Source organism: Sulfuracidifex tepidarius, assembly GCF_008326425.1.
Taxonomy (GTDB): domain Archaea; phylum Thermoproteota; class Thermoprotei_A; order Sulfolobales; family Sulfolobaceae; genus Sulfuracidifex; species Sulfuracidifex tepidarius.
Map to the genome: position 1 here is coordinate 1,725,404 of NZ_AP018929.1, position 20,975 is coordinate 1,746,378.

19 protein-coding genes, 1 tRNA gene and 1 rRNA gene are annotated in these 20,975 nt (G+C 40.4%); 14 read left to right on the forward strand and 7 right to left on the reverse strand.

Translation table 11 applies throughout. The features are described 5' to 3' along the window. Positions 1 to 27: 27 nt before the first annotated feature. Positions 28 to 810, forward strand: coding sequence for a nicotinamide mononucleotide deamidase-related protein (locus IC007_RS08940; RefSeq protein WP_054844796.1), 783 nt, complete (start codon positions 28 to 30; stop codon positions 808 to 810). A 64-nt stretch (positions 811 to 874) separates the two neighbouring features. Here IC007_RS08940 and pheT read toward each other — a convergent pair whose 3' ends face one another. The 3 genes from pheT to IC007_RS08955 are packed head-to-tail and all read right to left on the reverse strand — an operon-like array spanning position 875 to position 4,573. Then, positions 875 to 2,491: a phenylalanine--tRNA ligase subunit beta gene (pheT, locus tag IC007_RS08945; protein ID WP_054844795.1), complete on the reverse strand. Its 1,617-nt coding sequence runs from the start codon at positions 2,489 to 2,491 to the stop codon at positions 875 to 877. Further along, the gene (gene pheS / locus IC007_RS08950) at positions 2,485 to 3,888 is read right to left on the reverse strand and encodes a phenylalanine--tRNA ligase subunit alpha (protein WP_149528635.1); all 1,404 of its coding nucleotides are present in this window, start codon (positions 3,886 to 3,888) and stop codon (positions 2,485 to 2,487) included. The genes pheT and pheS overlap by 7 nt, the downstream gene beginning before the upstream one ends. A gap of 4 nt (positions 3,889 to 3,892) precedes the next feature. Next, positions 3,893 to 4,573, reverse strand: a complete 681-nt coding sequence (locus IC007_RS08955) for a metal-dependent hydrolase (protein ID WP_054844794.1) — start codon at positions 4,571 to 4,573, stop codon at positions 3,893 to 3,895. 55 nt (positions 4,574 to 4,628) lie between these two features. Here IC007_RS08955 and map point away from each other — a divergent pair, with 55 nt between their 5' ends. The 8 genes from map (at position 4,629) to rpl7ae (ending at position 11,088) form a co-directional block, all read left to right on the forward strand. Further along, positions 4,629 to 5,537: a type II methionyl aminopeptidase gene (gene map / locus IC007_RS08960; RefSeq protein ID WP_149528636.1), complete on the forward strand. Its 909-nt coding sequence runs from the start codon at positions 4,629 to 4,631 to the stop codon at positions 5,535 to 5,537. A gap of 44 nt (positions 5,538 to 5,581) precedes the next feature. Continuing rightward, positions 5,582 to 6,718, forward strand: a complete 1,137-nt coding sequence (locus tag IC007_RS08965) for a DUF1512 domain-containing protein (RefSeq protein ID WP_054845174.1) — start codon at positions 5,582 to 5,584, stop codon at positions 6,716 to 6,718. Continuing rightward, positions 6,718 to 6,912, forward strand: coding sequence for a hypothetical protein (locus IC007_RS08970; RefSeq protein ID WP_054844793.1), 195 nt, complete (start codon positions 6,718 to 6,720; stop codon positions 6,910 to 6,912). The genes IC007_RS08965 and IC007_RS08970 overlap by 1 nt, the downstream gene beginning before the upstream one ends. Before the next feature lie 31 nt (positions 6,913 to 6,943). Continuing rightward, a 5S ribosomal RNA gene (rrf, locus tag IC007_RS08975) occupies positions 6,944 to 7,037 on the forward strand. Between the two features lie 58 nt (positions 7,038 to 7,095). Continuing rightward, positions 7,096 to 8,268 carry an HD domain-containing protein gene (locus tag IC007_RS08980; protein ID WP_149528637.1) on the forward strand — a complete coding sequence of 391 codons (1,173 nt, stop codon included), beginning with the start codon at positions 7,096 to 7,098 and terminating at the stop codon, positions 8,266 to 8,268. Beyond that, complete coding sequence (locus tag IC007_RS08985) at positions 8,265 to 8,960, forward strand: phosphoglycolate phosphatase (RefSeq protein WP_149528638.1); 696 nt, start codon at positions 8,265 to 8,267, stop codon at positions 8,958 to 8,960. The genes IC007_RS08980 and IC007_RS08985 overlap by 4 nt, the downstream gene beginning before the upstream one ends. Continuing rightward, positions 8,932 to 10,647: a glutamate--tRNA ligase gene (locus IC007_RS08990; protein WP_149528639.1), complete on the forward strand. Its 1,716-nt coding sequence runs from the start codon at positions 8,932 to 8,934 to the stop codon at positions 10,645 to 10,647. Before IC007_RS08985 ends, IC007_RS08990 begins: the two co-directional genes overlap by 29 nt. A 63-nt stretch (positions 10,648 to 10,710) precedes the next feature. Beyond that, positions 10,711 to 11,088 (forward strand): 50S ribosomal protein L7Ae, encoded by a 378-nt coding sequence (gene rpl7ae / locus IC007_RS08995; RefSeq protein WP_054845173.1) that lies wholly within the window; start codon positions 10,711 to 10,713, stop codon positions 11,086 to 11,088. 233 nt (positions 11,089 to 11,321) lie between these two features. Here rpl7ae and IC007_RS09000 read toward each other — a convergent pair. Then, positions 11,322 to 11,451, reverse strand: a tRNA-Trp gene (locus IC007_RS09000). A gap of 322 nt (positions 11,452 to 11,773) precedes the next feature. On the opposite strand from IC007_RS09000, the gene lysS reads away from it, so the two are divergent. Next, a complete protein-coding gene (lysS, locus tag IC007_RS09005; RefSeq protein ID WP_149528640.1) occupies positions 11,774 to 13,255 on the forward strand; it encodes a lysine--tRNA ligase in 1,482 nt (493 codons plus the stop codon). Here the strand turns inward: lysS and IC007_RS09010 are convergent. Next, positions 13,236 to 14,327 (reverse strand): site-2 protease family protein, encoded by a 1,092-nt coding sequence (locus tag IC007_RS09010; protein ID WP_054844792.1) that lies wholly within the window; start codon positions 14,325 to 14,327, stop codon positions 13,236 to 13,238. The genes lysS and IC007_RS09010 overlap by 20 nt on opposite strands. A gap of 98 nt (positions 14,328 to 14,425) precedes the next feature. Here IC007_RS09010 and IC007_RS09015 point away from each other — a divergent pair, with 98 nt between their 5' ends. Together IC007_RS09015 and IC007_RS09020 are read left to right on the forward strand one after the other, a co-directional pair. After that, the gene (locus tag IC007_RS09015; protein WP_054844791.1) at positions 14,426 to 14,974 is read left to right on the forward strand and encodes a DUF1122 family protein; all 549 of its coding nucleotides are present in this window, start codon (positions 14,426 to 14,428) and stop codon (positions 14,972 to 14,974) included. Further along, positions 14,937 to 15,986 carry a radical SAM protein gene (locus IC007_RS09020; RefSeq protein ID WP_054844790.1) on the forward strand — a complete coding sequence of 350 codons (1,050 nt, stop codon included), beginning with the start codon at positions 14,937 to 14,939 and terminating at the stop codon, positions 15,984 to 15,986. The genes IC007_RS09015 and IC007_RS09020 overlap by 38 nt, the downstream gene beginning before the upstream one ends. On the opposite strand, the gene IC007_RS09025 is transcribed toward IC007_RS09020, so the two are convergent. Continuing rightward, a complete protein-coding gene (locus IC007_RS09025; protein ID WP_054844789.1) occupies positions 15,945 to 16,961 on the reverse strand; it encodes an mRNA surveillance protein pelota in 1,017 nt (338 codons plus the stop codon). The two genes, IC007_RS09020 and IC007_RS09025, sit on opposite strands and share 42 nt — an antisense overlap. A 19-nt stretch (positions 16,962 to 16,980) precedes the next feature. Between IC007_RS09025 and IC007_RS09030 the strand changes: the two genes are divergently transcribed. Both IC007_RS09030 and IC007_RS09035 read left to right on the forward strand, forming a co-directional pair. Then, positions 16,981 to 17,439: a GNAT family N-acetyltransferase gene (locus tag IC007_RS09030; RefSeq protein ID WP_054844788.1), complete on the forward strand. Its 459-nt coding sequence runs from the start codon at positions 16,981 to 16,983 to the stop codon at positions 17,437 to 17,439. A gap of 265 nt (positions 17,440 to 17,704) precedes the next feature. Next, positions 17,705 to 19,774: a 3'-5' exonuclease gene (locus IC007_RS09035; RefSeq protein WP_162204948.1), complete on the forward strand. Its 2,070-nt coding sequence runs from the start codon at positions 17,705 to 17,707 to the stop codon at positions 19,772 to 19,774. Here the strand turns inward: IC007_RS09035 and dnaG are convergent. Continuing rightward, entirely contained in the window at positions 19,764 to 20,972 is a 1,209-nt protein-coding gene (dnaG, locus tag IC007_RS09040; RefSeq protein ID WP_054845172.1) for a DNA primase DnaG, read from the reverse strand. The genes IC007_RS09035 and dnaG overlap by 11 nt on opposite strands. Positions 20,973 to 20,975 lie beyond the last annotated feature (3 nt).

Genomic DNA, 20,975 nt, shown 5'->3' on the forward strand with positions numbered 1-20,975 from the left:
TTAGTGAATACTGCCGTTTATAAATTCGTGGAAACGAAAGCTGAGATCATTTCAATAGGCAATGAAGTAGTGAGTGGCAGGACTGTGAACACCAACGCTTCTCATATAGCATGGAGATTAACGTCTATGGGTTTCTTTGTGAAAAGAATAGTTTCAGTTAGAGACGAAGAAGACGAGATAAAAGACGCCTTACTTGATTCTATAAGGAGAGGCGCTTCTTTGATCGTGACTACGGGGGGATTGGGCCCTACTTATGACGACAAAACTCTAGAGTCTATAGCAAAGGCTCTTCAACTAGATCTAGAATTGAACGAAGACGCATTGAAAATGATTGAGGCTAAATACAGATCAAAAGGTATTCCTTTAACCGAGGATAGAAGAAAGATGGCCTTACTACCAAAAGGTTCTATTCCCATAGAAAACAATGAGGGTATAGCTCCTGGCGTGATTATAGACTACAAAGACTCTCAGATCCTCTGCACTCCTGGAGTACCAAGGGAAATGGAGGGTATCCTGGAGACGTTTCTTAAGGGATATCTTAAAAGTAGGCCTGAAACTTCCTATTATGAAGAGTCATTCGTTGTTTCTGGCATAGGGGAATCCTCGATATCTCCACTTATTAAAGAACTAGTGAAGAAATACAACCTTTACATCAAATCACACCCTAAAGGAAAGGAGTTACAAGATCCTGAACTGGAAATTCAGATAGCAGGGAATGGGCAACTAGATGAGATAAGGAGGAGGGTAAAGGAATGCAGAGAGGAAATGGAAAAGGCCATCTTGAAGAATAATCTTAGCAAAAAATATTAATGTTTTCTTAAATAATACGAGACTGCTTTACACTACAAGATAAAAATCTAAGCTAAATTATCTTTCAAAGAAAATGTTTCATTATTTTAGAAAGGCTAATTTCTGCAGACACCACAGGATATTGTATTCCGAACTTATCTAAGAGCTCTGGAGACACCTCGCCTAGTTGTCCTACCTCTTCATTTCCTATGACTATTGATGCCGACCTTCCGTTGATGAAATATGGCGATTCTTTTCTGATATAAGATGGTTGAAATCCTAAGTTTAATAATACCTGATGTAAAGGAGCTTGTATGTCTTCGTAATTAGCTTTGGAGTCCATTATAGCTAGGGCTAGTCTCTTGTCATTTCTGTACCCTGTATCGCTCTCTTCGTCCCTAACTACTACGTCAGCGCTTTCGAATATCCTTATGGGGAACCTGGAGCTCTGGTTTCTAGATAAGAAATCCATGAAGACGGGTATCAATGAGTTTCTCACAGAATTATATTCTTCTGTTATAGGATTAGCGATTGTTACATATTCTCCAGTAAGATATTCTTTTCTAGTTAATACGTAAGTGAAAACTTCAATGAAGCCTGAACCTAAACAAAGGTCCTTCAATGACCTTTCTAATAATGTTATGGTTTCAAGGCTACCTCTTTCATGAACTGACAATTTTGTAGGCTCTATTCTTGAATATCCATACATCATAGCAACGTCTTCAGCTACATCCTCATCCCTTGATATGTCAACTCTGTATGGTGGTATTCTGAGAGTTTTACTGCTCAATTCAAAGTCCATTCTATCTTTAGCCAGAAGGTGGACTATCTCCTTATCGCTTAGTCTGATTCCTAAAACTTCTACGATATTTTTGGTATTTACCTGAATTTTTCTTCTCTCCATGAACTTGATATTTAAATTGGACTCAAGCTTAACCGAATATATTTTTCCTCCACCTTCAGCCAAGTTTGAAGCTATGATGTTGATAGTCTGTGTCACTGCGTCTAGTGAAGTACCCGTAACGTCTATGAATAGATCACTTGTTTTCTCTGTGACCCTAGTATGTTCGGAGTTTATGACTGGAGGTATGCTCATTACCTTTCCATTTTCCTCTATAACTGAAGGAATAACTCCTCTTTCCCAGTCAGTAGATAGGTTGCCGTATTCCTTCCCTTGCAACGTGCTTGAGAGCACTTCCTTTACCTCCTCTTCGTGAGCTTCTCCCAGCGGTATGAACTTGTAATTTAACGGAATTTCCTTATAAAATATAGTTTTGCTCTTAATTTTACTAAGGTCATGTATACCTATTGCGACTTTCTTCCTTTTTCTTCCTATCGTTCCATGAAGTTTCTCTTGGAACTGTATAAGTTCTCTCAATGATTTATCGTCTAGCTCAACGTTCTTGACGATGGTTGCGATGGCATAAGGTCTTCTCTTTACGTTGCATATTTTCATTACGTAGTCCGAAGGATTAACCTCATAGACGGGCTCTCCCAAAGATATCTCTTTCAGCCCTTCTATAGCCCTCTTGATACCATCAGAGGAAAAGAGATCAGGTCTGTCAGCGTTAACTTCTATCTCTATATCGTCTCCAATTACTTTTGATTCTGATTTCAGATTAAACAGTAAATCCTCTAGCTCTTTCTCATCAACTTTGAGTTTTCTAAGTAATCTGTCCCTATCAAGGTTGATTGTTACCATCGTATATCTACCTTCCTTTGTCTTAAGAATTCAATATCATAAGAATATAATTTCCTCACGTCATCGACCCCTGTGTACAACATGGCTAATCTCTCTATTCCCATACCCCATGCCCCAGCCCTTTCCTTGACGTGTACTGTTTCAAGTATCTCTGGTCTTAGCATTCCAGCTCCGCACAGCTCCACCCAACCAAGCCTCCCTATCAACCCGTATGCTTCGACACTGGGTTCCGTGAAAGGGAAATACGCAGGTTTAAATTTAATCTTCTCAATCCCGATTCCCTTGAATATCTCCTCCAACGTGCCAAGTAACTCCTTAAAGGTGAAACCATCCTCTATTATTAATCCATCTAATTGGTGAAACTCAAGGATGTGAGTCGCGTCTATTGCATCTGGTCTGAAGACCTTACCTATAGTGAAGGACTTGAATGGAGCCTTAGGTCTCTTTGCCAAAGTCCTTGCAGTAGTAGCGGTAGTATGGCTTCTCAGGAGCAACCTCTTAGATATTTCCTGGTTCCATTCGTATTTCCACCATGTTTCGTGCATAGACTTCACTTCCTCTACTAAGTTCTGATCCATCGGTTTTCCCTTACCTTCTATGGCAAAGCTATCGTGGATCTCCCTTGCGGGGTGGTCTTGAGGCTGGAACAGTAGATCAAAGTTGAAGAACTCTATTTCTACATAATCCGTTATAACTTCCTTGAACCCCAAGCTGACCATTACATCCTTTAATTTTTCAAGGAAAAGCTTAAAGAAATGTTTTTTCGCCACCGGGTAAAATGGGGGAAATGCCTCAACATTGAAAGGTCTGAAATCCTTTTTCTTCCATTCCTTGCTAAGGAGAACCTCATGGGTCACGGCGTTCAAGAAGTCCTTGGTCTCTACCTTTTTAATGAGAGATACCTTAGATGTAATCCTCCTGCTTCTTTTTAGCAACCCTCTGCTTACCAGAGTATCTATTTCAGGAGAGTGTCTTGAGGGATCAATTAGCGCCTCATATTCTGGAGATCTATAACTGGTTACTTTCGGTACGACCTTCCCATCCTTTATTTCAATTAAATTTTTTCTCTTAGCCCACGTGATCGCTATTGAAAAATCTTTCCCCATTATCTTTTTGATTTCGTCGACTTTCAACTGATTTCCTTTCAATACTTCATTAATCAAAATATCCTCTGGTAACCCTTTCTCCCGTCTTAACTTTCCCTCTTCTGTCAGATCTACTTGGTCTATCTCTTGTGTCTCAGTGTTAACTATGCCCTTGGATTTAAGTAATTCTAGGAGACTAAGAACTGAATTGTGATCCATCCCTAAGTCTTTGGAGATCTCTAAGGAGGTGACTTCCCTCGACGGCTCCTTAGACAAGTAATCTACTATTTTCCTCTCATTTTCGCTTAGCATGGTGTTACAGCTCGATTTCTTGTCCAGGATAGAGAACCAAAGGTTTAAATCCTTTCTCCTTCACGTAATTCTCAAAATCTCCTACGTTAACGTTTATGAGATCCCATGTATTGTAGTGAATTGGTATTACCCCCTTCCTAGGTTTCAGCATTGTAGAGGCTATAGAAGACTGGAAAGGATCCATTGTAAACCTTCCTCCGCTAGGAAGTAATACGTAGTCAGGAGAGAACAACTCTCCTATTAGTTTCATATCTTCAAATAGTCCGGTGTCTCCGGCGTGATATATTACGTTATCTCCAGTGTTTATGACTATCCCTGTTGGATCCCCATGTTCACTTGAGTGCACTGCTTTCGTAAGTGCCATCTTTATTCCTTCTACGTCTATGTAACCTCCTACGTTAGCTGGTATCATTCTCTCCCATGGTATTTTATATTGATTGTTAAGGAAATTCTCTAAATCCCATGTTGCTATTAATTTAGATTTATCGTTATTCTTCATCAGTTCTATCGCGTCTCCTAAATGGTCGTAATGGTCGTGAGTAATTCCTATTATGTCTGCACCGTAGAAATCTTCTAAGGGAAATTTATTTAACGGGTTATCTTTTATTAACGGGTCTATTAAAATTCTTAATCCGTTAACTTTTATTTCTGTTGCTGCATGACCTAACCATCTAAGGCTTGTCATGCTATAAAATGACTCAAGACAAAGATTAAAGTTTAGAGAGAACCAATTCAGAGATATGAATGACGAAGAACTAAAGAAGGTACTTGAAGCTGGCAGAATAGGAGCCAGAGCTAGAGAAGCGGGAGCTAAGTTAATAAAAGCAGGGGCGAAGGTATTAGACGTTTGTGAGGCAGCGGAAAAGATAATAATAGAAGCAGGAGCTTTTCCTGCATTTCCGTGTAATTTATCTATCAATTCAGAAGCTGCTCATTACAGTCCTTTGATAGGAGACGAAAAGGTGATACCAGAAGGTGCAGTAGTGAAGTTAGATATAGGTGCACATATAGACGGCTTCATATCAGATACCGCAGTAACTGTTAGCCTTGAAGACCGTTATGAGAAACTGTTAGATTCCTCAAGGGATGCTCTGAAGTTTGCCATAATGAACTCTAAGGTAGGAGCTAACATAGGGGATATAGGTAAAGTCATAGAGAAGACAATTAAGATCAATGGTTTTAAACCAATAAGGAATCTAGGAGGTCATCTCATAAAACGTTACGAGCTTCACGCTGGAGTTTTCATACCTAATGTATACGAAAGGAATGCCGGAACTCTACAAGACGGTAATACATATGCTATAGAACCCTTCGCGACCGATGGTGCGGGAATGGTAATAGAAGGGAAGCAGATAACTATATATTCGGTGAGAAGCGTCGACGAGAAGGGACTGAACGACGTGGAACGTAAATATCTTTCCGAGATCTTTCATAGGTTTAATTACCTGCCCTTCAATGAGAGATGGTTAAAGGATATTGGAAGTGCAGACGAAATAAGGTCTAATTTAGTTTCCTTGTCGAAGAAAGGCAAACTATACGGCTACCCAGTCCTGATAGAAGCCAAGAAGGGAATTGTAGCACAGTTCGAGCATACAATTTACGTCTCTAAGGATAACTTGATAGTTACCACAGATGTCAACAATTCTTGAATAAAGTTTAATTTGTGGAAGTGAGAGAAGACATAAGATACAACATGAGTATTTTAATAGCACTTGCATCAAGTAGCAGTGGTTCATCGTCTTATGTCTATTTGAACACTTTGTTCTTCGTCGCAATATTCCTATTTTACATGTTGCTAGCTTTGCCAGGGCCAGGTACCAAGATTAACATGATGTTTCTATCTAGGGGTATAGAGGCACAACTTAGCCAAATAGAGACCTATCTGAAGGACTCTAAGAAGAAAATGCAGGAAGTTTTAGCTTCAAAGGGGGTTCAGAAACCAGATGAAGTGATAGATAGAGTTTCAGAAATCTTCACGATAGATCCAGTCTCAGTTGAGCCCACAGATATAATAGGAAGAATGAGGTTGATGTTAAGAACTACTGAAGACAAGATAAGGGACATAATGGAACTTTCAGCTCCTAACATTGACCCCGTTACGAGGAGTAAGTTAGAAGTCTCTGCAGAGGTGGTTAATACACTGAACATGATCCACAAAGTAATAAGGCACTACCTCTTGTCAGCTAAGAAGACAAATAGCATTTTCATTCTCTATCAGCTCCAAATGGTTGTTCCACAGCTAGTTAAGTTATCTGAAGCTTATTCTAAGGCCATGAACACCTTTATGAAAGGGATACCCGTTGGGGACTCTCTAGGTCCTTTAGTTGCTGCAAATCTCCTGATGAACTCTCAAAACAAGTGGAATCCAAGCAGGGATACTGTAGCAGGAGAAGTGGAATACGAAGACAGGAAGTTAGTAGTAGTGAAAGCTGAGGGGCCAATGGCAACAGTGGGAAGGCCCGGAGAAGCGGTAGCAAACGTTATAGAAGAATACAAAGGCAACGTTAAGAGAATAATAACTATAGACGCCGCGTTAAAACTCGAAGGGGAGGATACAGGTAGTGTAGCTGAAGGTACGGGTGTAGCGATGGGAGATCCAGGACCTGAGAAGATAGCAATAGAAAGAGTTGCAGTGAAGTATGGAATTCCTATAGATGCTATAGTTGTGAAAATGGGGATGGAAGAAGCTATAACTGAGATGAGAAAGCCAGTCTTTGATGCTTCCTCTAAAGTTATGGATATGCTAAGGAGAATAATTCAAGAAAGAACTAAACCTGGAGACCTAGTAGTTGTTGTAGGAGTAGGAAACACTTCTGGGGTGGCTCAGTAATGTCGTCAACCCAACAAAAAGAACAACTAAGCGTGTTCACCGTCATAAAGTGCAGGACATGTGATTATAACAACACAAGAGCCTTTATGGAAGGTGACTTCGTTTTGAAAGAAGTAGGGAAGTGTGAAAAGGACGGAGGCACTCTTTACATCGCTGGAATATATGCAGTAAGTCAGGGAAAGGACAATAAATAGCTTTTTTAATGCTGGTTCAGCTTATACTTTGCTACCCGGTCATAGTAGACGGGCAAACACCCGGACTCATCTCGAACCCGGAAGTTAAGCCGTCTACGTTGGTAGGGCGGTGGATTCCGAGAGGATCCGCAGCCCTGCCGAACCGGGATGGCTTTAAAGCTGAATTTTTATCTTAATTTACTGATGAAGAAAGTTTTTGACGATTTGCATGGTTATGTTAGTCTGGACGACGTTGAGGTAAGGATACTTGACCATCCGCTTCTTCAGAGACTTAGACGCATAAAACAGACAAGCTTAGCGTTTATGGTTTATCCAGGGGCGGTTAATACTAGGTTTAGCCACGCCATAGGAACGGTCTATTTAACATCTAAACTCGGCGAAATTCTAGAAGATAAAGGATTTGTTACGAATGACGAAATAAGGAAGCTGAGACTCGCAGCACTACTTCATGATATAGGTCAGTTTCCATTCTCCCATTCTCTAGGAGGTTTCTTCATGTCTAAAAATTTCTCCAATTCTGACTTTGGAGATATGCTGATTTCCTTAACTGACATAAAGGACATTCTTAGTGAAGGAGGGTATCCTTACAAGGAAATTAAGGATATTCTGTGGGGAGGTAACAGCTTGAGGGGAGTAATAGATAGTGACGTTGACGTTGATAGAATGGATTATCTGTTACGCGATTCTAAGTACAGTGGGGTTCAACTCGGGAGCATAGATCTTCAACGTTTAATGGATAACGTGAATTATGAAGATGGTAAGATAAGGATCCATGAGAAGGGGCTATATAGCGCAGAAAACTTCTTCATAGCTAGGCTTCATATGTACCAGGCTGTGTATTACCACAAAACGATAGTTGGATATGAACTGCTGGTTAGAAAGATTTACTCAGACATGATCGAAGAATGTGAAGTTCCGGGCACTCCCGGAGAACTGAGAGAAATAGTACAGGGAAATGGAATCTTCATGTGGGACGATGAATGGGTTTATTCAAGGCTTTACAACTGTTACTTGACCACAACTAATGATACGCTCAGAGAGAAAATATGGAACTTCATTAACAGAAGAGGACCAAAGATGATATACGACGAGCCATACCCGCAGACGGGAAAGAATATTCACGATATTCTAGAAAAACTGGAATCTTCTAATATACCAAAGGACTCTATATATCCTATAGAAGAAGACATCTCAATTATAGATAAGAAGAGGATCTCTTTTATTAGGAAAACTGGAGACGAATCGACAATAGACGAGATGGGGTTTTTACTTAAGTCAGTGCCAGCTAGACTGTCAATAAATAGAGTATACGTAGATGCTATATTCGCTCCTAAGGCAAGGGAGATCATACCTTGATCAAGGTAATCCTCTTTGATTTGGATGGCACTTTAACGATCGATAGAAATAGTTATTTACTAGACCTCGATGCACTCAATTCAATTAGGGATTTGCAAAGTCTTGGCGTTAAGGCCTTCTTGGTTACCGGCAATTCATATCCGGTTTCTAGAGGGCTCGCAACATATTTAGGTATGGATGGAGTTGTTGCAGAGAACGGTTGCGTAGTTTATGCTGGAGAAGAACATTTTCTTTGTAAAGAAATAGACCACATTATAGTTAAGGAGTTTGAATCCAAGTTTGGACTCAAGGGTAGTTGGCAGAACAAATTCAGGAAATACGACTTCGGTTTCTATCCTCCGCAGATTACCCCTCCTATGGAGGAGTGGGCCTTAGAGAACGGGTTTTCATTGAAAACTAGCGGGTATGCGCTCCATTTGAGTTATAATAGCCAAGGTAAGCTGATTGGAGTGAGGAAACTGCTGGATCTGTTAAAATTGGATGAAAAAGACGTAGCTGCTATAGGCGACTCGCTAACTGATATAGATATGATGAAATTAGCTGGTGTGAAGGTCGCGGTAGCTAACGGGGACGACGAACTGAAAGCTATAGCAGATTTAGTAACTAAAGGGAAAAGCGGTGAGGGTGTAAAAGAATATATTATGAGCATAGTCAATGCTTTACATGGAAGAAATCAGAGAACTTGCCCGTAAATATGCCCTTCAGAATGCTTATACTCATGGAGGTAAAGCTCAATCTGGATCAGTAGTAAGCAAGATTTTTGCCGAAAGACCTGACCTGAAGACCAAGGCTAGAGAGATCGTCTCCATAGTGAATGAAGTTACAACCCAAGTAAACTCCATGAGCCTAGAAGATCAAAGGCACGAGTTGGAGGAGAAGTATCCTCATTTACTAGAAAAGAAAAAGGAAGAGAAGGAAATAAAGACCCTTCCAGAACTTCCTAACTTGAGGGGAAAGGTAGTCACTAGGTTTGCACCCAACCCTGACGGGCCGCTTCATCTAGGTAACTCACGTGCAGCTATAATATCTTACGAGTATGCTAAGATGTATAAAGGGGACTTCATCTTAAGGTTCGATGATACAGACCCGAAAGTGAAGAAGCCAATCAAGGAAGCGTATGGCTGGATAAGAGAGGACCTGAAGTGGCTTGGTATTTCGTGGACGGAGGAGTTCGCAGCATCATCGAGGTTCGAGAGATATTATGATGTAGCGAAGGATCTGATTGAGAAGAGTTATGCCTACGTGGATACTTGCAATAAAGAGACATTCTTGGATTTTTCTATGAAAAGGATCTCCGAACCGGAATGTCTTCACAGGAGTTCCCCGAAGGAGAAAAACCTAGAGTTATGGGAACAGATGCTCGAAGGTAAATTCAAAGAAGGCGAGGCTGTACTTAGAATAAAGACCGATATGGACGACCCAGATCCTTCTCAAAGGGATTGGGTAATGTTTAGGGTCATCAACACAGAGGAGAACCCTCATCCGCTTACTGGGAACAAATACACGGTATTTCCGACCTACAACTTCGCTACTTCAGTAGATGACCACGATAAGGGAGTAACTCACGTCTTCAGGGCAAAGGAGCACATGTCTAACTCACTTAAACAGAAGTGGGTCTTCAACTATTTGAACTGGGAGTTCCCAATAGTCATGGAATTCGGAAGACTTAAGCTCGAAGGCTTTATGATGAGTAAGTCTAAAATAAAGGAGATCCTTGAGAAGGGAGTTACGAGAGACGACCCTAGATTGTCGACGCTAGCCGGTTTAAGGAGGAGAGGAATACTCCCTGATACTATTAAGGAAATAATAATCGAGGTGGGTTTGAAGACCTCTGATGCTACGATAAGTTTTGATAATATAGCAGCAATAAACAGGAAGAAATTAGACAAGACTGCAAAGAGGTACATGTACATACCTAAAGATAAGGCAAAATCTATGAGGATATCAGGCATGTCTGGTTGTATAACTGCTAAAATCCCATTTAATTTCTCTAATCCTAATGAATTTAGAGAGATAAAGGTATGTGAAGGAGACGAAATTATCTTGGACTCAGACGACGCCAGAGAAGGAAGGCATCTGAGACTAATGGATCTCTGCAACGTGAGAGTGGAAGGAGGCAATCTGGTATATGAAAGCAGGACTTTAGAGGAAGGTAAAGCTAAAGATGCGTCTATAGTACAATGGGTTAAGTCGGCTGAGAGTTTTCCTATGATTTTAAAGAAGTACAACGGCAATGACGAAAGGGAAGAGCGTGGCTTTGCTGAGTCTTCCATATCATCCCTTAATGTGAACGATATTATCCAATTCTTCAGGTACGGTTTCGTTAGGATAGACGAGAAGAAATCCGATATTATGGTTGCCATCTTTTCCCATGATTGAAAAACTTTTATAGGAAAGAACACACGTATGAAATGCGCGACCTAAAAGGTGAGGATGAGCGCTATGTCTAAGCCAACATATGTAAAATTTGAAGTACCCCAGGAGCTTGGGGATAAAGCTCTAGAAGCAATAAGAAAAGCAAAAGAATCAGGTAAAATAAAGAAAGGTACAAATGAGGCAACTAAAGCTATAGAGAGAGGACTTGCTAAATTGGTGGTAATTGCCGAAGATGTACAACCTGAAGAGATAGTTGCACATCTTCCTCTTCTCTGTGAAGAAAAGAAGATACCATACGTCTATGTCAGTAATAAGAAATCTCTAGGAGAAGCAGCAGGCCTTCAAGTAGGTTCTTCAGCAGTAGCCATAGTAGATCCGGGAGAAGGTAAAGACGTACTTGATGAAGTTATAAAGAGAGTAAATGAGATAAGAGGTAAGAGCTAAATAAAAGTTATTATTTACTAGTTTTTTGTGGTTCTATTTTTAATTTATATCGTTATTTCTACGCTAATATTTCCTTCCTTTTAGTTCTTGAGGTTTGTGAAAATTGTCTAGTAATCTTCTGTGTTCATTCAAGGCAATAAAATTAGGTTTCTTACTACGTTCTTCAGCACTACTAGAAATAAGGTCATATATAACTAGTGTTTTAGAATTGAAATCATACTGGGCTTATTTAATGGGCCCAGAGGGATTTGAACCCCCGACCACTGGGTCTCTCCGTTCCAGATATAATTCATTCCCCTTTAGGGGTCTTCAGACCCAATGTTATCTGGAGCCCAGCACTCAACCTGGCTGAGCTATGGGCCCATTATCGATCACGGACTAGAATTAAGTATTCACTTACCTTTTAAAAATTTTTTGACGTGCAGTAGGAGTTTGTATGCCTATTCAGGTCTCTTAAACAACGTGCGAAAAAAAAACGTAAATTCCATACTTCATCAGACCTTAAGAGCCAAGGTAGGTATAAGTCAGTTCATGGATTATGACCTTAAAACGAATTATCAGGTAAATTCGTCTTGCCCTTTATAGACTGAGCAAGTGTAATCTAAGGTTAAATTCGCAATAGATTAAATAGCATCTAGATAACACAGATATTCTTTAATTTTGCATCTAGGCATATGACTAAGTCATGAAGTGGGACGAAAGAAGAGTCGAGATAATTAACGAATTGAAGGAGAAGGGCATTCAACCTTACCCTCATAAATTCGAATTCACTAACACCATACAAGAGCTCAGGTCTATAGCTAAGGAGAAAGGCAATCCTTCAAGTCATGATCCGTTCCTTTACGGTATTTCCACCGTAGGAAGGGTAGCCAATATAAGGAGGCACGGAAAAGCGGGATTTGTAGACATATTCGACGAAGGCGAGAAACTACAACTTTATCTACGTGTTAACGAGTTAGGCGATCGCTATGAATGGTTCATGAAATACATAGGTAGGGGAGACATAATCGGAGTGAAAGGCGATCTGTTTTATACTATGAAAGGAGAGCTATCGCTCTTAGTGAAAGAGTTCTCACTCTTAAGCAAAGCATTAATAGAACCCCCAGACTGGACTACTTTAACTTCCGAGTTTAGATATGCCCATAGATACGTTGATTTCCTCTATAATGATAAAGCCAGAAACGCTATGATGGTAAGGTTCACATTGGAACGGGAAATAAGAGAATTCCTGTATTCCAGAGGGTTCATCGAAGTCGAAACTCCAGTAGTTCAGCCAGTTTACGGGGGGGCATTGGCTAAACCTTTCAAGACTCATGTGAACTATCTTGACGAGGACTGGTACCTCAGAATAGCGTTAGAGCTTTACCTGAAAAGGTTCATCGTTGGTGGTTTCAATAAGGTTTTCGAAATAGGGAAAGTCTTCAGGAATGAGGATATAGACGTCACCCATAACCCAGAGTTTAGCCTTCTAGAGCTCTACTGGGCATACGCTGACTATAATGACATTATGGAGCTGACAGAATCTCTCATCAGAGAGACCTTCAAGAAAATATTATCTACTGATACAATAAAGTATAATGGAAAAGAAATCCATCTAGAAAATAAATTCAAGAAAATCTCCATGCATGATTCCCTTAGTGAAGCTTTAGGAAAAGACGTGGATTCCATATCCGACGACGAGTTAAAGGAATTGCTGAGACAGAACCAGCTTAAACCCAGAGGATGTCAATACGTCAGAGGGCTGATGATAGAGAAACTATTCGACAAGCTTGTGTCAAATAACCTGCAAGAGCCTACGTTTATAACAGATCACCCAATAGAGACTACGCCTCTATGCAAGCCACATAGGTCCAAGCCGGGGATGGTAGAGAGGTTCGAGCTATACATCGCAGGCATGGAAATAGCTAATGCCTATACTGAACTTAATGACCCAATACTTCAGGACAAGCTCTTCAAGGAAGAACAGGAGATGTTCAAGAGAGGAGACCAAGAAGCGCATCCATATGATAAAGACTTCATAAGGGCGTTAAGTTACGGAATGCCTCCGACAGGAGGTCTGGGTATAGGCATAGACAGACTTGCGATGCTAGCTACGGACAACATAAGTATAAAAGAAGTAATACCTTTCCCCATGATCAGTTCCAAGCTCATCCAAGGAGATGATTAGATAGTAGTATGGTATAAACGAAAACCAAGATCAGCAGAGCTTGGAAGTACAGGGAAATTTTTTCTCCGTTTGATCCAAGTGCCCTCTTCAACAGCTCAGTAAATATCTTTCCCCCATCGGTAATAACTAGGGGCGCTCCATTAAATAGAGCAAGGCTAAAGTTGATCGTAAACATCCAGAAGATGAACGTGTAGACGTCAATCCAGATAGAGGGTATATCATAAGTTACGTAAACCCCTAGGAAATGGTTCGGTGTATTTATAGTGATAGTCTCCTCCGAGCCGTTAGCTAAAAGTATAGTATAACTGTTTTTAGTGTTTTTATCTAGGTAGTTACCTAACTGATAAGGGCTATTGACTGTTTGTCCGTCTATTGCTTTTATTATATCTCCAGAGGAAATGGATGCGTTGTAAGCCGCTGAGTCTTTCATTACACCTTCTATTAATACGCCCTGAGATACTAATGACGGGAAAAATAGGGTCAGGGGGAAGAATATAGCTGCCAGTATCAGGTTCATTGCTATACCTGCAGCTATCACTTTGACCTTTTTTGACAACGTGCTCGAATTGAAACTTTCCTCGTCAGGTTCTACGAAAGCTCCAGGAAATATACCTAAGAGCAGGATGCCTCCATTCCTCACCTTTATACCATTAGACGTTGCAGATAAGGCATGCATGATCTCATGTAAAGCAACCGAGATCCCCAACGCTAGAAGAAGGAAGGGAGTTTGAGAAAGTGATATCGTGACGCCCGGTATTATTGGGGTCAGCGAAACCGCTGGCTGGGAAGACGGATGAGGTACAATAAATTCTGAAATAATGTAAAATATTAGTATTATACCTCCTAACATAGAAATTAAAGATAATACTATTGCCGCTTTCTCGTAATATCTATAACCTTTGCTCAGAGATATTGAAGGAAACCAGATATCCCTGACCTTTGACTTATACATCAAAAGGAAAGGTATGGGAACGTTTAGTCCGAACTTCTCAAGCCTTTTCCTGGCTAAATAGAGAAGCGCCCAAGCCACAAAGAATAGTAAGACTATCGCTATTATTTCTGCTTCTATCATAAGTGATGTCTCTGCGTTCCAAAGTTTAAAATCTCTCCGAAAGAGCCTTTTTATCTCATAAAAATGTTTTTGAACGAACTCTCTTTATATTTTCCCTGATGATAAAAGGCAAGATAGGAGGGTTAGAGGTAACTTGCTCTGAGTCTAAAAGAACTCACATAAGGGAATTATTTTACTTCACGCTCTTCGTTGATAACATTCAGGTCGCCAAGGTCTCCTTCTTTACTGGTAGAGAGTATTACCCACCTTGGATAGAGCTAGACTATGACCCATGGTTGAGGAAGAGGAATCTGGAAACGGATCTCTTCAAACTCATCTATGAGAAACTAGACTGTAACGGAAAGTTGTTCGTTACTTACGATAAAGACAAGGAAACTGAAGGGATGATACTGAAAGGCTATTCCGCTGTCGACACACCCCTCGGTAGGTCGATGCTTGAAGCCGGATTTACATGGTTCAAGACTTGGTATATTCCAGAGGGAGGAAACGAAGGTTCAGCCAAGATTCAGGGGAACAAGAGTTGTAACCTGGAGGACTCCGTAAGGCAATTGAGAGAGCTTCTAGATGACGTTAAAACTGAAGAAGTTAAACAGATAATACTGAAGAGAATTGACGATATCAGGAAATCCAGAGATAACACTGTATAATAACCCTCTACCCAAGGGTTGTGAACTTTGCAGGCTAGGATCTAAGTTGGTAGTTTTCATATCTGGCGAGTGCGGTGATTCATGTTACTATTGCCCAGTGAGCTCTGAGAGGTTCAACAAGGACAAGATGTTCGCTAACGAGATGGAAGTGAAAGATTTGATGGACTACATTTACGAGAGCTACAGGATGAACGCATTAGGTGCTGGAATTACTGGAGGCGATCCTATCCTGGCTTTGGACAAGGTCACAGAGCTTATTGGAATGTTCAAAGAGGAGTTTGGAGAATCATTTCACATACACCTCTACACTTCGGGCAGGTATGTGACTAACGATGTTCTGAAAGAATTGGTTGGCGTTGGGCTAGACGAAATAAGATTTCATCCTCTGAAAGAAGAATATAAGGAAGCTATTAGAAAAGCGTTGAAATACGATCTAGATGTAGGGATAGAGATACCCTCTATTCCAGGGGAAGGCGAGAGAACCGTAGAACTGGTCAAGTGGGCTAAGAAAGAGGGCGTTAAATTTGTGAACCTAAATGAACTTGAGCTCAACGAGAGGAATTTCTTCCAACTGAACTCTAGAGGGATGAAGGTAGCTCACGGAATAACAGGAGCTAAAGGGAGCTATGAAAATGCTAGAAAAGTAGTAGAGGAATTTAGAGAGGACAAGGAAATTACAGTTCATTATTGTAGCTCAGTTTACAAAGACGTTGTTGAAACCAGAACTAGGTTTTTGAGAACCATCAGGTTCTCATCTAAAGCGTATGAAGGTTTCACAGGCGAGGGAACTGTAGTTAGAGCCATATTAAAAGGAAAAGTGGATGACCTGACTTACGGTGAGAAGATAGGGAATGATCTGTATTCATTTTATCCCGAAGTTATAGATGAGCTAGTCTCAAAGTATGACGTCAGCGAAGTCAAGATAGTGGAGGAGCACCCAGACAGTAGGAGACTCAAGGTTTCCGAGAGGCTAATCTATTCCAAATCTCAGCAGGCAGGCTATTCCTCCTAAGTTCCTTAATTCATAGTAAGCAGGAGAGTCTTTAGGTACCAGTATAACCCTTCCTCCTTTCTTTGCAGCGTCCTCCAAGATCATTTGGTATTCCTGTTTTCCCTCCTCCGTCTCCTTCATTATTAACTCAGAGAGTATCACCAAAGTCTCCACAGCTCCCATTTCGACGGCTTTCTTTACCTCTTCCTTGCCGTAAGTGGCTAACCTGGACCCCTTGGCTATTAACTCGTTTATTCTATCCATCTGCTTTCTTCCCTCTGCTATCTCGTAGTCACGGATGAGCTGGTCTATCATGTCTCTTCTTAACAACTCGTTGAGTCCCGTACGACCAGGAGAATTCACATCATCTACATATATTTTGTATTTCTTTTCCAGCAATTTGGAAACTTCTAATTTAAAAAATCCTGGTCCTGCAATTAGGATAGCATCTGGAGACAATGAAGACGAGTATGATTCTATTTCTTTAGCTATCTCCTGTGCGTTTTCCGTCAAACTTTCTTCGGGCTCTGGCAAAGATCTATCAGCGAGTATCTTTATCCCCTGTACCATTGGTACGGCTATCAAATATTCGTCAATATCGACAACAGCTATCAGGATCTTTGACTTTCTTTCTGCCTGATTATAGATTTTGTCAAGTTCATATTTCTCCCATTTCCTCACTATGGTTAAGTCATCTCCTATACCCAAGTTTATGGTGTGATGAGAGCCCTTCACGCTATACCTCTCTGGAGCGTCTAGGACTATGCCGTGTATTCTCAGTCTGTTCGTGAACTCTTGAAACTCAGTGCGTTCAACCCTTAGGGTTATGATCATTGGAACTCTTCTGCTGTTATCCCCCACACTTACGTCCCTCAAAGTCTTAGCTATTACTTCGTCGTCCTTTCTCAGAACCAAATAGAGTAGCCATAAGTCGTCCTCTGTATCTATATGCACAGTCAGGGAGTCTTGTTTCTCGTCAAATTCTAATATTCTCACATGGAACTAAAGTGGAAAATTGGTAGTTATACTTGACGCAACGGAAGGAGATCTAGCTAAGATCTACGAAATCGAAGTTCAGTCATTCGACCAGCCTTATTCATTGAAGCTGTTGAAAGCTTACTTATTTCTCTCTGAGGGCTTGTATATAGTAGCAAAGGAACACGATGAAATTTTAGGATATGCGATAGGATTAATACAGAATCGATTTAAGGGCCACGTTATATCAATAGCTACAGCCAGAGGAGCTAGGAGAAAGGGAATAGGCTCGGCCCTACTTCAGGAGCTCAATTCAAGGTTCGTGTCTATGGGCTCTACGTATTCTTATCTTGAAGTAGAAGTGAAGAATAGAGACGCTATAAGTTTCTACTCGCACAATAAGTACCATATATCGTATACAAGAAGAAATTATTATGGAAAAAACAGGCACGCTTTCATAATGATTAAGTTACTGAAGGGGAATTACGATCTTGACTAATGATCTACACGTAATATTAATGTCCACTACGCTTGAAAAAAGGAATTCTTTGAAAAACAGAGGGAAAATGAGGTGCGTAGTACCTTCTACCTTATATCTTTAAAATGATAGAAGTAGGCACATTCCTTTTCAAAAAGGTAAATAAAACAAAGAAGAGTGAACTGTCACTGATAATAGATTTTATTTTGTTAGTTCCTCTAAGGGCTTTATGCTGAAAGAATTTTTTGTATTAGACTTTTCATACGAAAACGATCCTCTCCCAAAAGTGTACATTTGGGCAATCTCAGAGGATGGAAAAAGGAGCTTATTAGTTAAGGATAACTTCAATCCTTATTTTTACGTACTTCCGAAAGCAGAAGAGAACCTAAAGGAGAGGATATTATCCTTGTCAAATAAGAACTTTAGAATAATAGACGTACAAGAGGTAAACAAACCTTATTTAGGTAGAGACACTAAATTTCTCAAGGTAATATGTGATACTCCTAGTGCCATAAGGTATCATAGAGATGCTATCTCGAAGCTTGACTCTGTTAAGGGAATATATGAGGCTGACATAAGGTTTTCAATGAGGTTTTCAATAGATTCAGAGATACTTCCTTTCACTTGGATCGTCGCTGATGTAGAACCTACAGAAAACATGGAATTCAGGGTTGATAACGTATACAACGTTTCTTCAATTAAACCGAAAGTTAGGGAAGACACACCTGAATTGATGTTTATGGGTTTTGAACTATCCATTGACAGCAAGTATGGCTTCATAAACCCCAGAAGGGATCCGATTTCCTCTTTATGCGTAAACCTAAATGGGAGAGAACAAAGGTTCGACAATGACGGAGTGGACGATACAAAGCTAATAAAGGACTTCGTCTCGTTTGTAAAAGAGAACGATCCTGATATTATAGCTACTAGAAGTTCCTTTCAATGGAGGTACATAATAGAAAGGGCTTCTTTCAGGAACATAAGGCTTGACGTTTCGAGGAAAGTAGGTGAGGAAGTATCCTCTGGGACTTACGGTCATTATTCGACTCCTGGTAGGTTGAATATAAACATCAATAAGTTTTTGCAAAATATCTTGAGGTTAGGATATGTAGAGTCACATAAGGATATTTACGCTTATTTCGGTATTCCTGATAGTCAAGGTCAGTGTGAGTACGGAGGAAATTTGCTAGGTGAGATTATCAAGCTTGGTATGGGGCTCTCTAAACAGTTCGGAATGCCTATGGATCAATTGTTTTCAGCCAGTATGTTCTCAGCAATTGAATGGTACCTAGTGAGACAGAGTGTCGGACTCGGTCTCATAGTACCTAACAAGCATGATTCCGTTGCTAGGGTCGAGCCTAAGAGCAACATTACCGAATCAGTTGGAGGGTTATTTGAAGATGTGAACGGTTTCTTCTTCAATTTTATGCCACTTGAAATGCTTGAATCTTATAACATAAGCCCTGAAACAGTAGAAGGCGGAGTTGAGACTAAAGGGTTTTTACCTAGTGTTTTGCCTTCACTATATAAGCAGATAGAGTCAGAAGCTAGGAAGAATTTCGGGGTTAGAGCGTTAAAGGATCTAACAACTACCTTGAGTAACAGTGTCATAGAATACTTCACATGGTCTGGGTCTAGATGGTTCTGCCCTCAGTGCAGGAAGAACCTGGAGAAATTGATTCTTTATGAAATGAAGAATAAGGTCGAGACCATAAAGAGAAAAGGGGCATCAGTTCTGTTCGCTAGGGGAAACGTGATATTAGCTAAGGGGATAGACGAAGTCGAAAACACAATTAAAATTAAGTATAAGAGAGTAATTATAGGGGATGATTTCTTCATCGGTTTAGATAACGATAACGTTATAGATCCTCTAAGCAGGGCCTTTCCTTACGGAGATTGGTCTGAGGTATCTAAGAAAGTTTACGTAAACATTGTAGATAAACTCCTGAAAGAGAATCCGGACTTAGCTATTAGAGAAGCGAGGGATGAGATAAAGAGAATTAGAAGGGGAGAGTTTGAGGTAAAAGAAATGATAATCTGGAAGGAAATAGATAGAGACCTCTCAGTGTATAGACAGCCTTATCCGTTATTCGTGGTAGCAGCGATGAAAGCCAATAAGCAAGGCGGTAGCATAAACAGAGGAGATAGAATAGGGTATGTCGTCTGTGAGGGAGCAAGAATGCAGGACAAAGTCGAACCTTTCTTTATGGTGAAGGATAAGAGAAGGATAGATAAGGAGTTTTACGTGGAAAAACAGATAATACCATTAGCTATGCGAGTTTTAAAACATGTAGGAGTGAAAGAAAAAGACTTGAGAGAGGGAGGATTCGATATATCAAATTACTTTAGGAGGTGAAGAGATCTGAGAAAGTGAGTAATGTGACGTTCTTAGGTCTCTTATTGACTCCGCCTATTCTAGCTCCCGCTATTAATTTCACGTTCTTTTCGCTTGCAAGGTCGAGTAATCTCTGAGTTATTACTCCATCAAACACTATATACAACACTTTTCCGTCTTCTGCAGTTTCAAGTTTCGGTATTATGTCTCTAACTTGAACTTTCTCTATCTGCTCCCAGTTGTTTCCGTACATAACCCCCTCTAAGGTTCCGGGTAATTTCTTGATTTCTTCTAAAATTTGCGGTGGGATTACTATCGGGACTTCAGTTTTCTTCTGTTCTGTCTCTTGGACTACGGCTTGTACAACACCTTGGGAAGATTCAGCGAGCTGAACTGGCATTTCCTGTCTCTTAAGGTACTGTTGAAGCGGTACCATGTTCGATAGTGCTTTAGCTATTTCTTTCCCTGTAAGTTCCTCGACCTCCCTTCCTACTGGTGCTCTAGCTACGTAGTCTATCTTTACGTTATGGCTCTGTAGTTCCTTAAGGATTAGATCTCCACCGTGATCTCCGTCGACGAATGCAATTACTACCTTCTTGTTTTTGCTAAGTGATATCAGTGAGTCTGGTATCTTAGAATTAGCTCCTCCTACTGCTACAGTGTTTCTGTATCCATATCTCAACAAGTTTATTATGTCAGCCCTTCCTTCTACAATTATTAACGTAGGATCTTTCTCCACATCAGGACCAGCAGGAAGTCTATCAGGACCGAATTCTATTATTTCTCCAACCTTTACTGCTGAGCTTATTTCATTCAGGACTTCCTTTATGTCCAAGTTCTTTTCCTTGTTCCATACCGTTAGGATATCCTTAGCACGGTCTATTATCTTCTTCAGTTTCTCGGCCCTTATATCCTCTACTTCTACCAATTCGAACTTGGAATTGTAAGGTCCTACCTTCTCTACGCTTTCTACCATTGACGCAATTAGCGCTGTTTCTATTCGATCTAGATTTGAAGGTATTATTACTTCGCCATCAGCTCTGTTCCCCTTAGGGTAGATCTCTACGGTTATTCTTCCAAGTCTTCCCTTGTCTTGCAGTTCCCTTAGGTCAAACTCATCTCCAAACAAGTTTTCAGTTTGACCGAAGATTGCGCCTATTACGTCGGTTTTCTCGACTATTCCGTCAACTTGAAACTTAAGTTTTATATTATATTTCAAACT

Excerpts from the sequence above, each read along its gene's own strand:
- pheT (WP_054844795.1), bottom strand. The coding sequence starts at position 2,491 with ATGGTAACAATCAACCTTGATAGGGACAGATTACTTAGAAAACTCAAA.
- pheS (WP_149528635.1), bottom strand. The coding sequence starts at position 3,888 with ATGCTAAGCGAAAATGAGAGGAAAATAGTAGATTACTTGTCTAAGGAG.
- IC007_RS08955 (WP_054844794.1), bottom strand. The coding sequence starts at position 4,573 with ATGACAAGCCTTAGATGGTTAGGTCATGCAGCAACAGAAATAAAAGTT.
- map (WP_149528636.1), top strand. The coding sequence starts at position 4,629 with ATGAATGACGAAGAACTAAAGAAGGTACTTGAAGCTGGCAGAATAGGA.
- IC007_RS08965 (WP_054845174.1), top strand. The coding sequence starts at position 5,582 with ATGAGTATTTTAATAGCACTTGCATCAAGTAGCAGTGGTTCATCGTCT.
- IC007_RS08970 (WP_054844793.1), top strand. The coding sequence starts at position 6,718 with ATGTCGTCAACCCAACAAAAAGAACAACTAAGCGTGTTCACCGTCATA.
- IC007_RS08980 (WP_149528637.1), top strand. The coding sequence starts at position 7,096 with ATGAAGAAAGTTTTTGACGATTTGCATGGTTATGTTAGTCTGGACGAC.
- IC007_RS08990 (WP_149528639.1), top strand. The coding sequence starts at position 8,932 with ATGGAAGAAATCAGAGAACTTGCCCGTAAATATGCCCTTCAGAATGCT.
- rpl7ae (WP_054845173.1), top strand. The coding sequence starts at position 10,711 with ATGTCTAAGCCAACATATGTAAAATTTGAAGTACCCCAGGAGCTTGGG.
- lysS (WP_149528640.1), top strand. The coding sequence starts at position 11,774 with ATGAAGTGGGACGAAAGAAGAGTCGAGATAATTAACGAATTGAAGGAG.
- IC007_RS09010 (WP_054844792.1), bottom strand. The coding sequence starts at position 14,327 with ATGATAGAAGCAGAAATAATAGCGATAGTCTTACTATTCTTTGTGGCT.
- IC007_RS09015 (WP_054844791.1), top strand. The coding sequence starts at position 14,426 with ATGATAAAAGGCAAGATAGGAGGGTTAGAGGTAACTTGCTCTGAGTCT.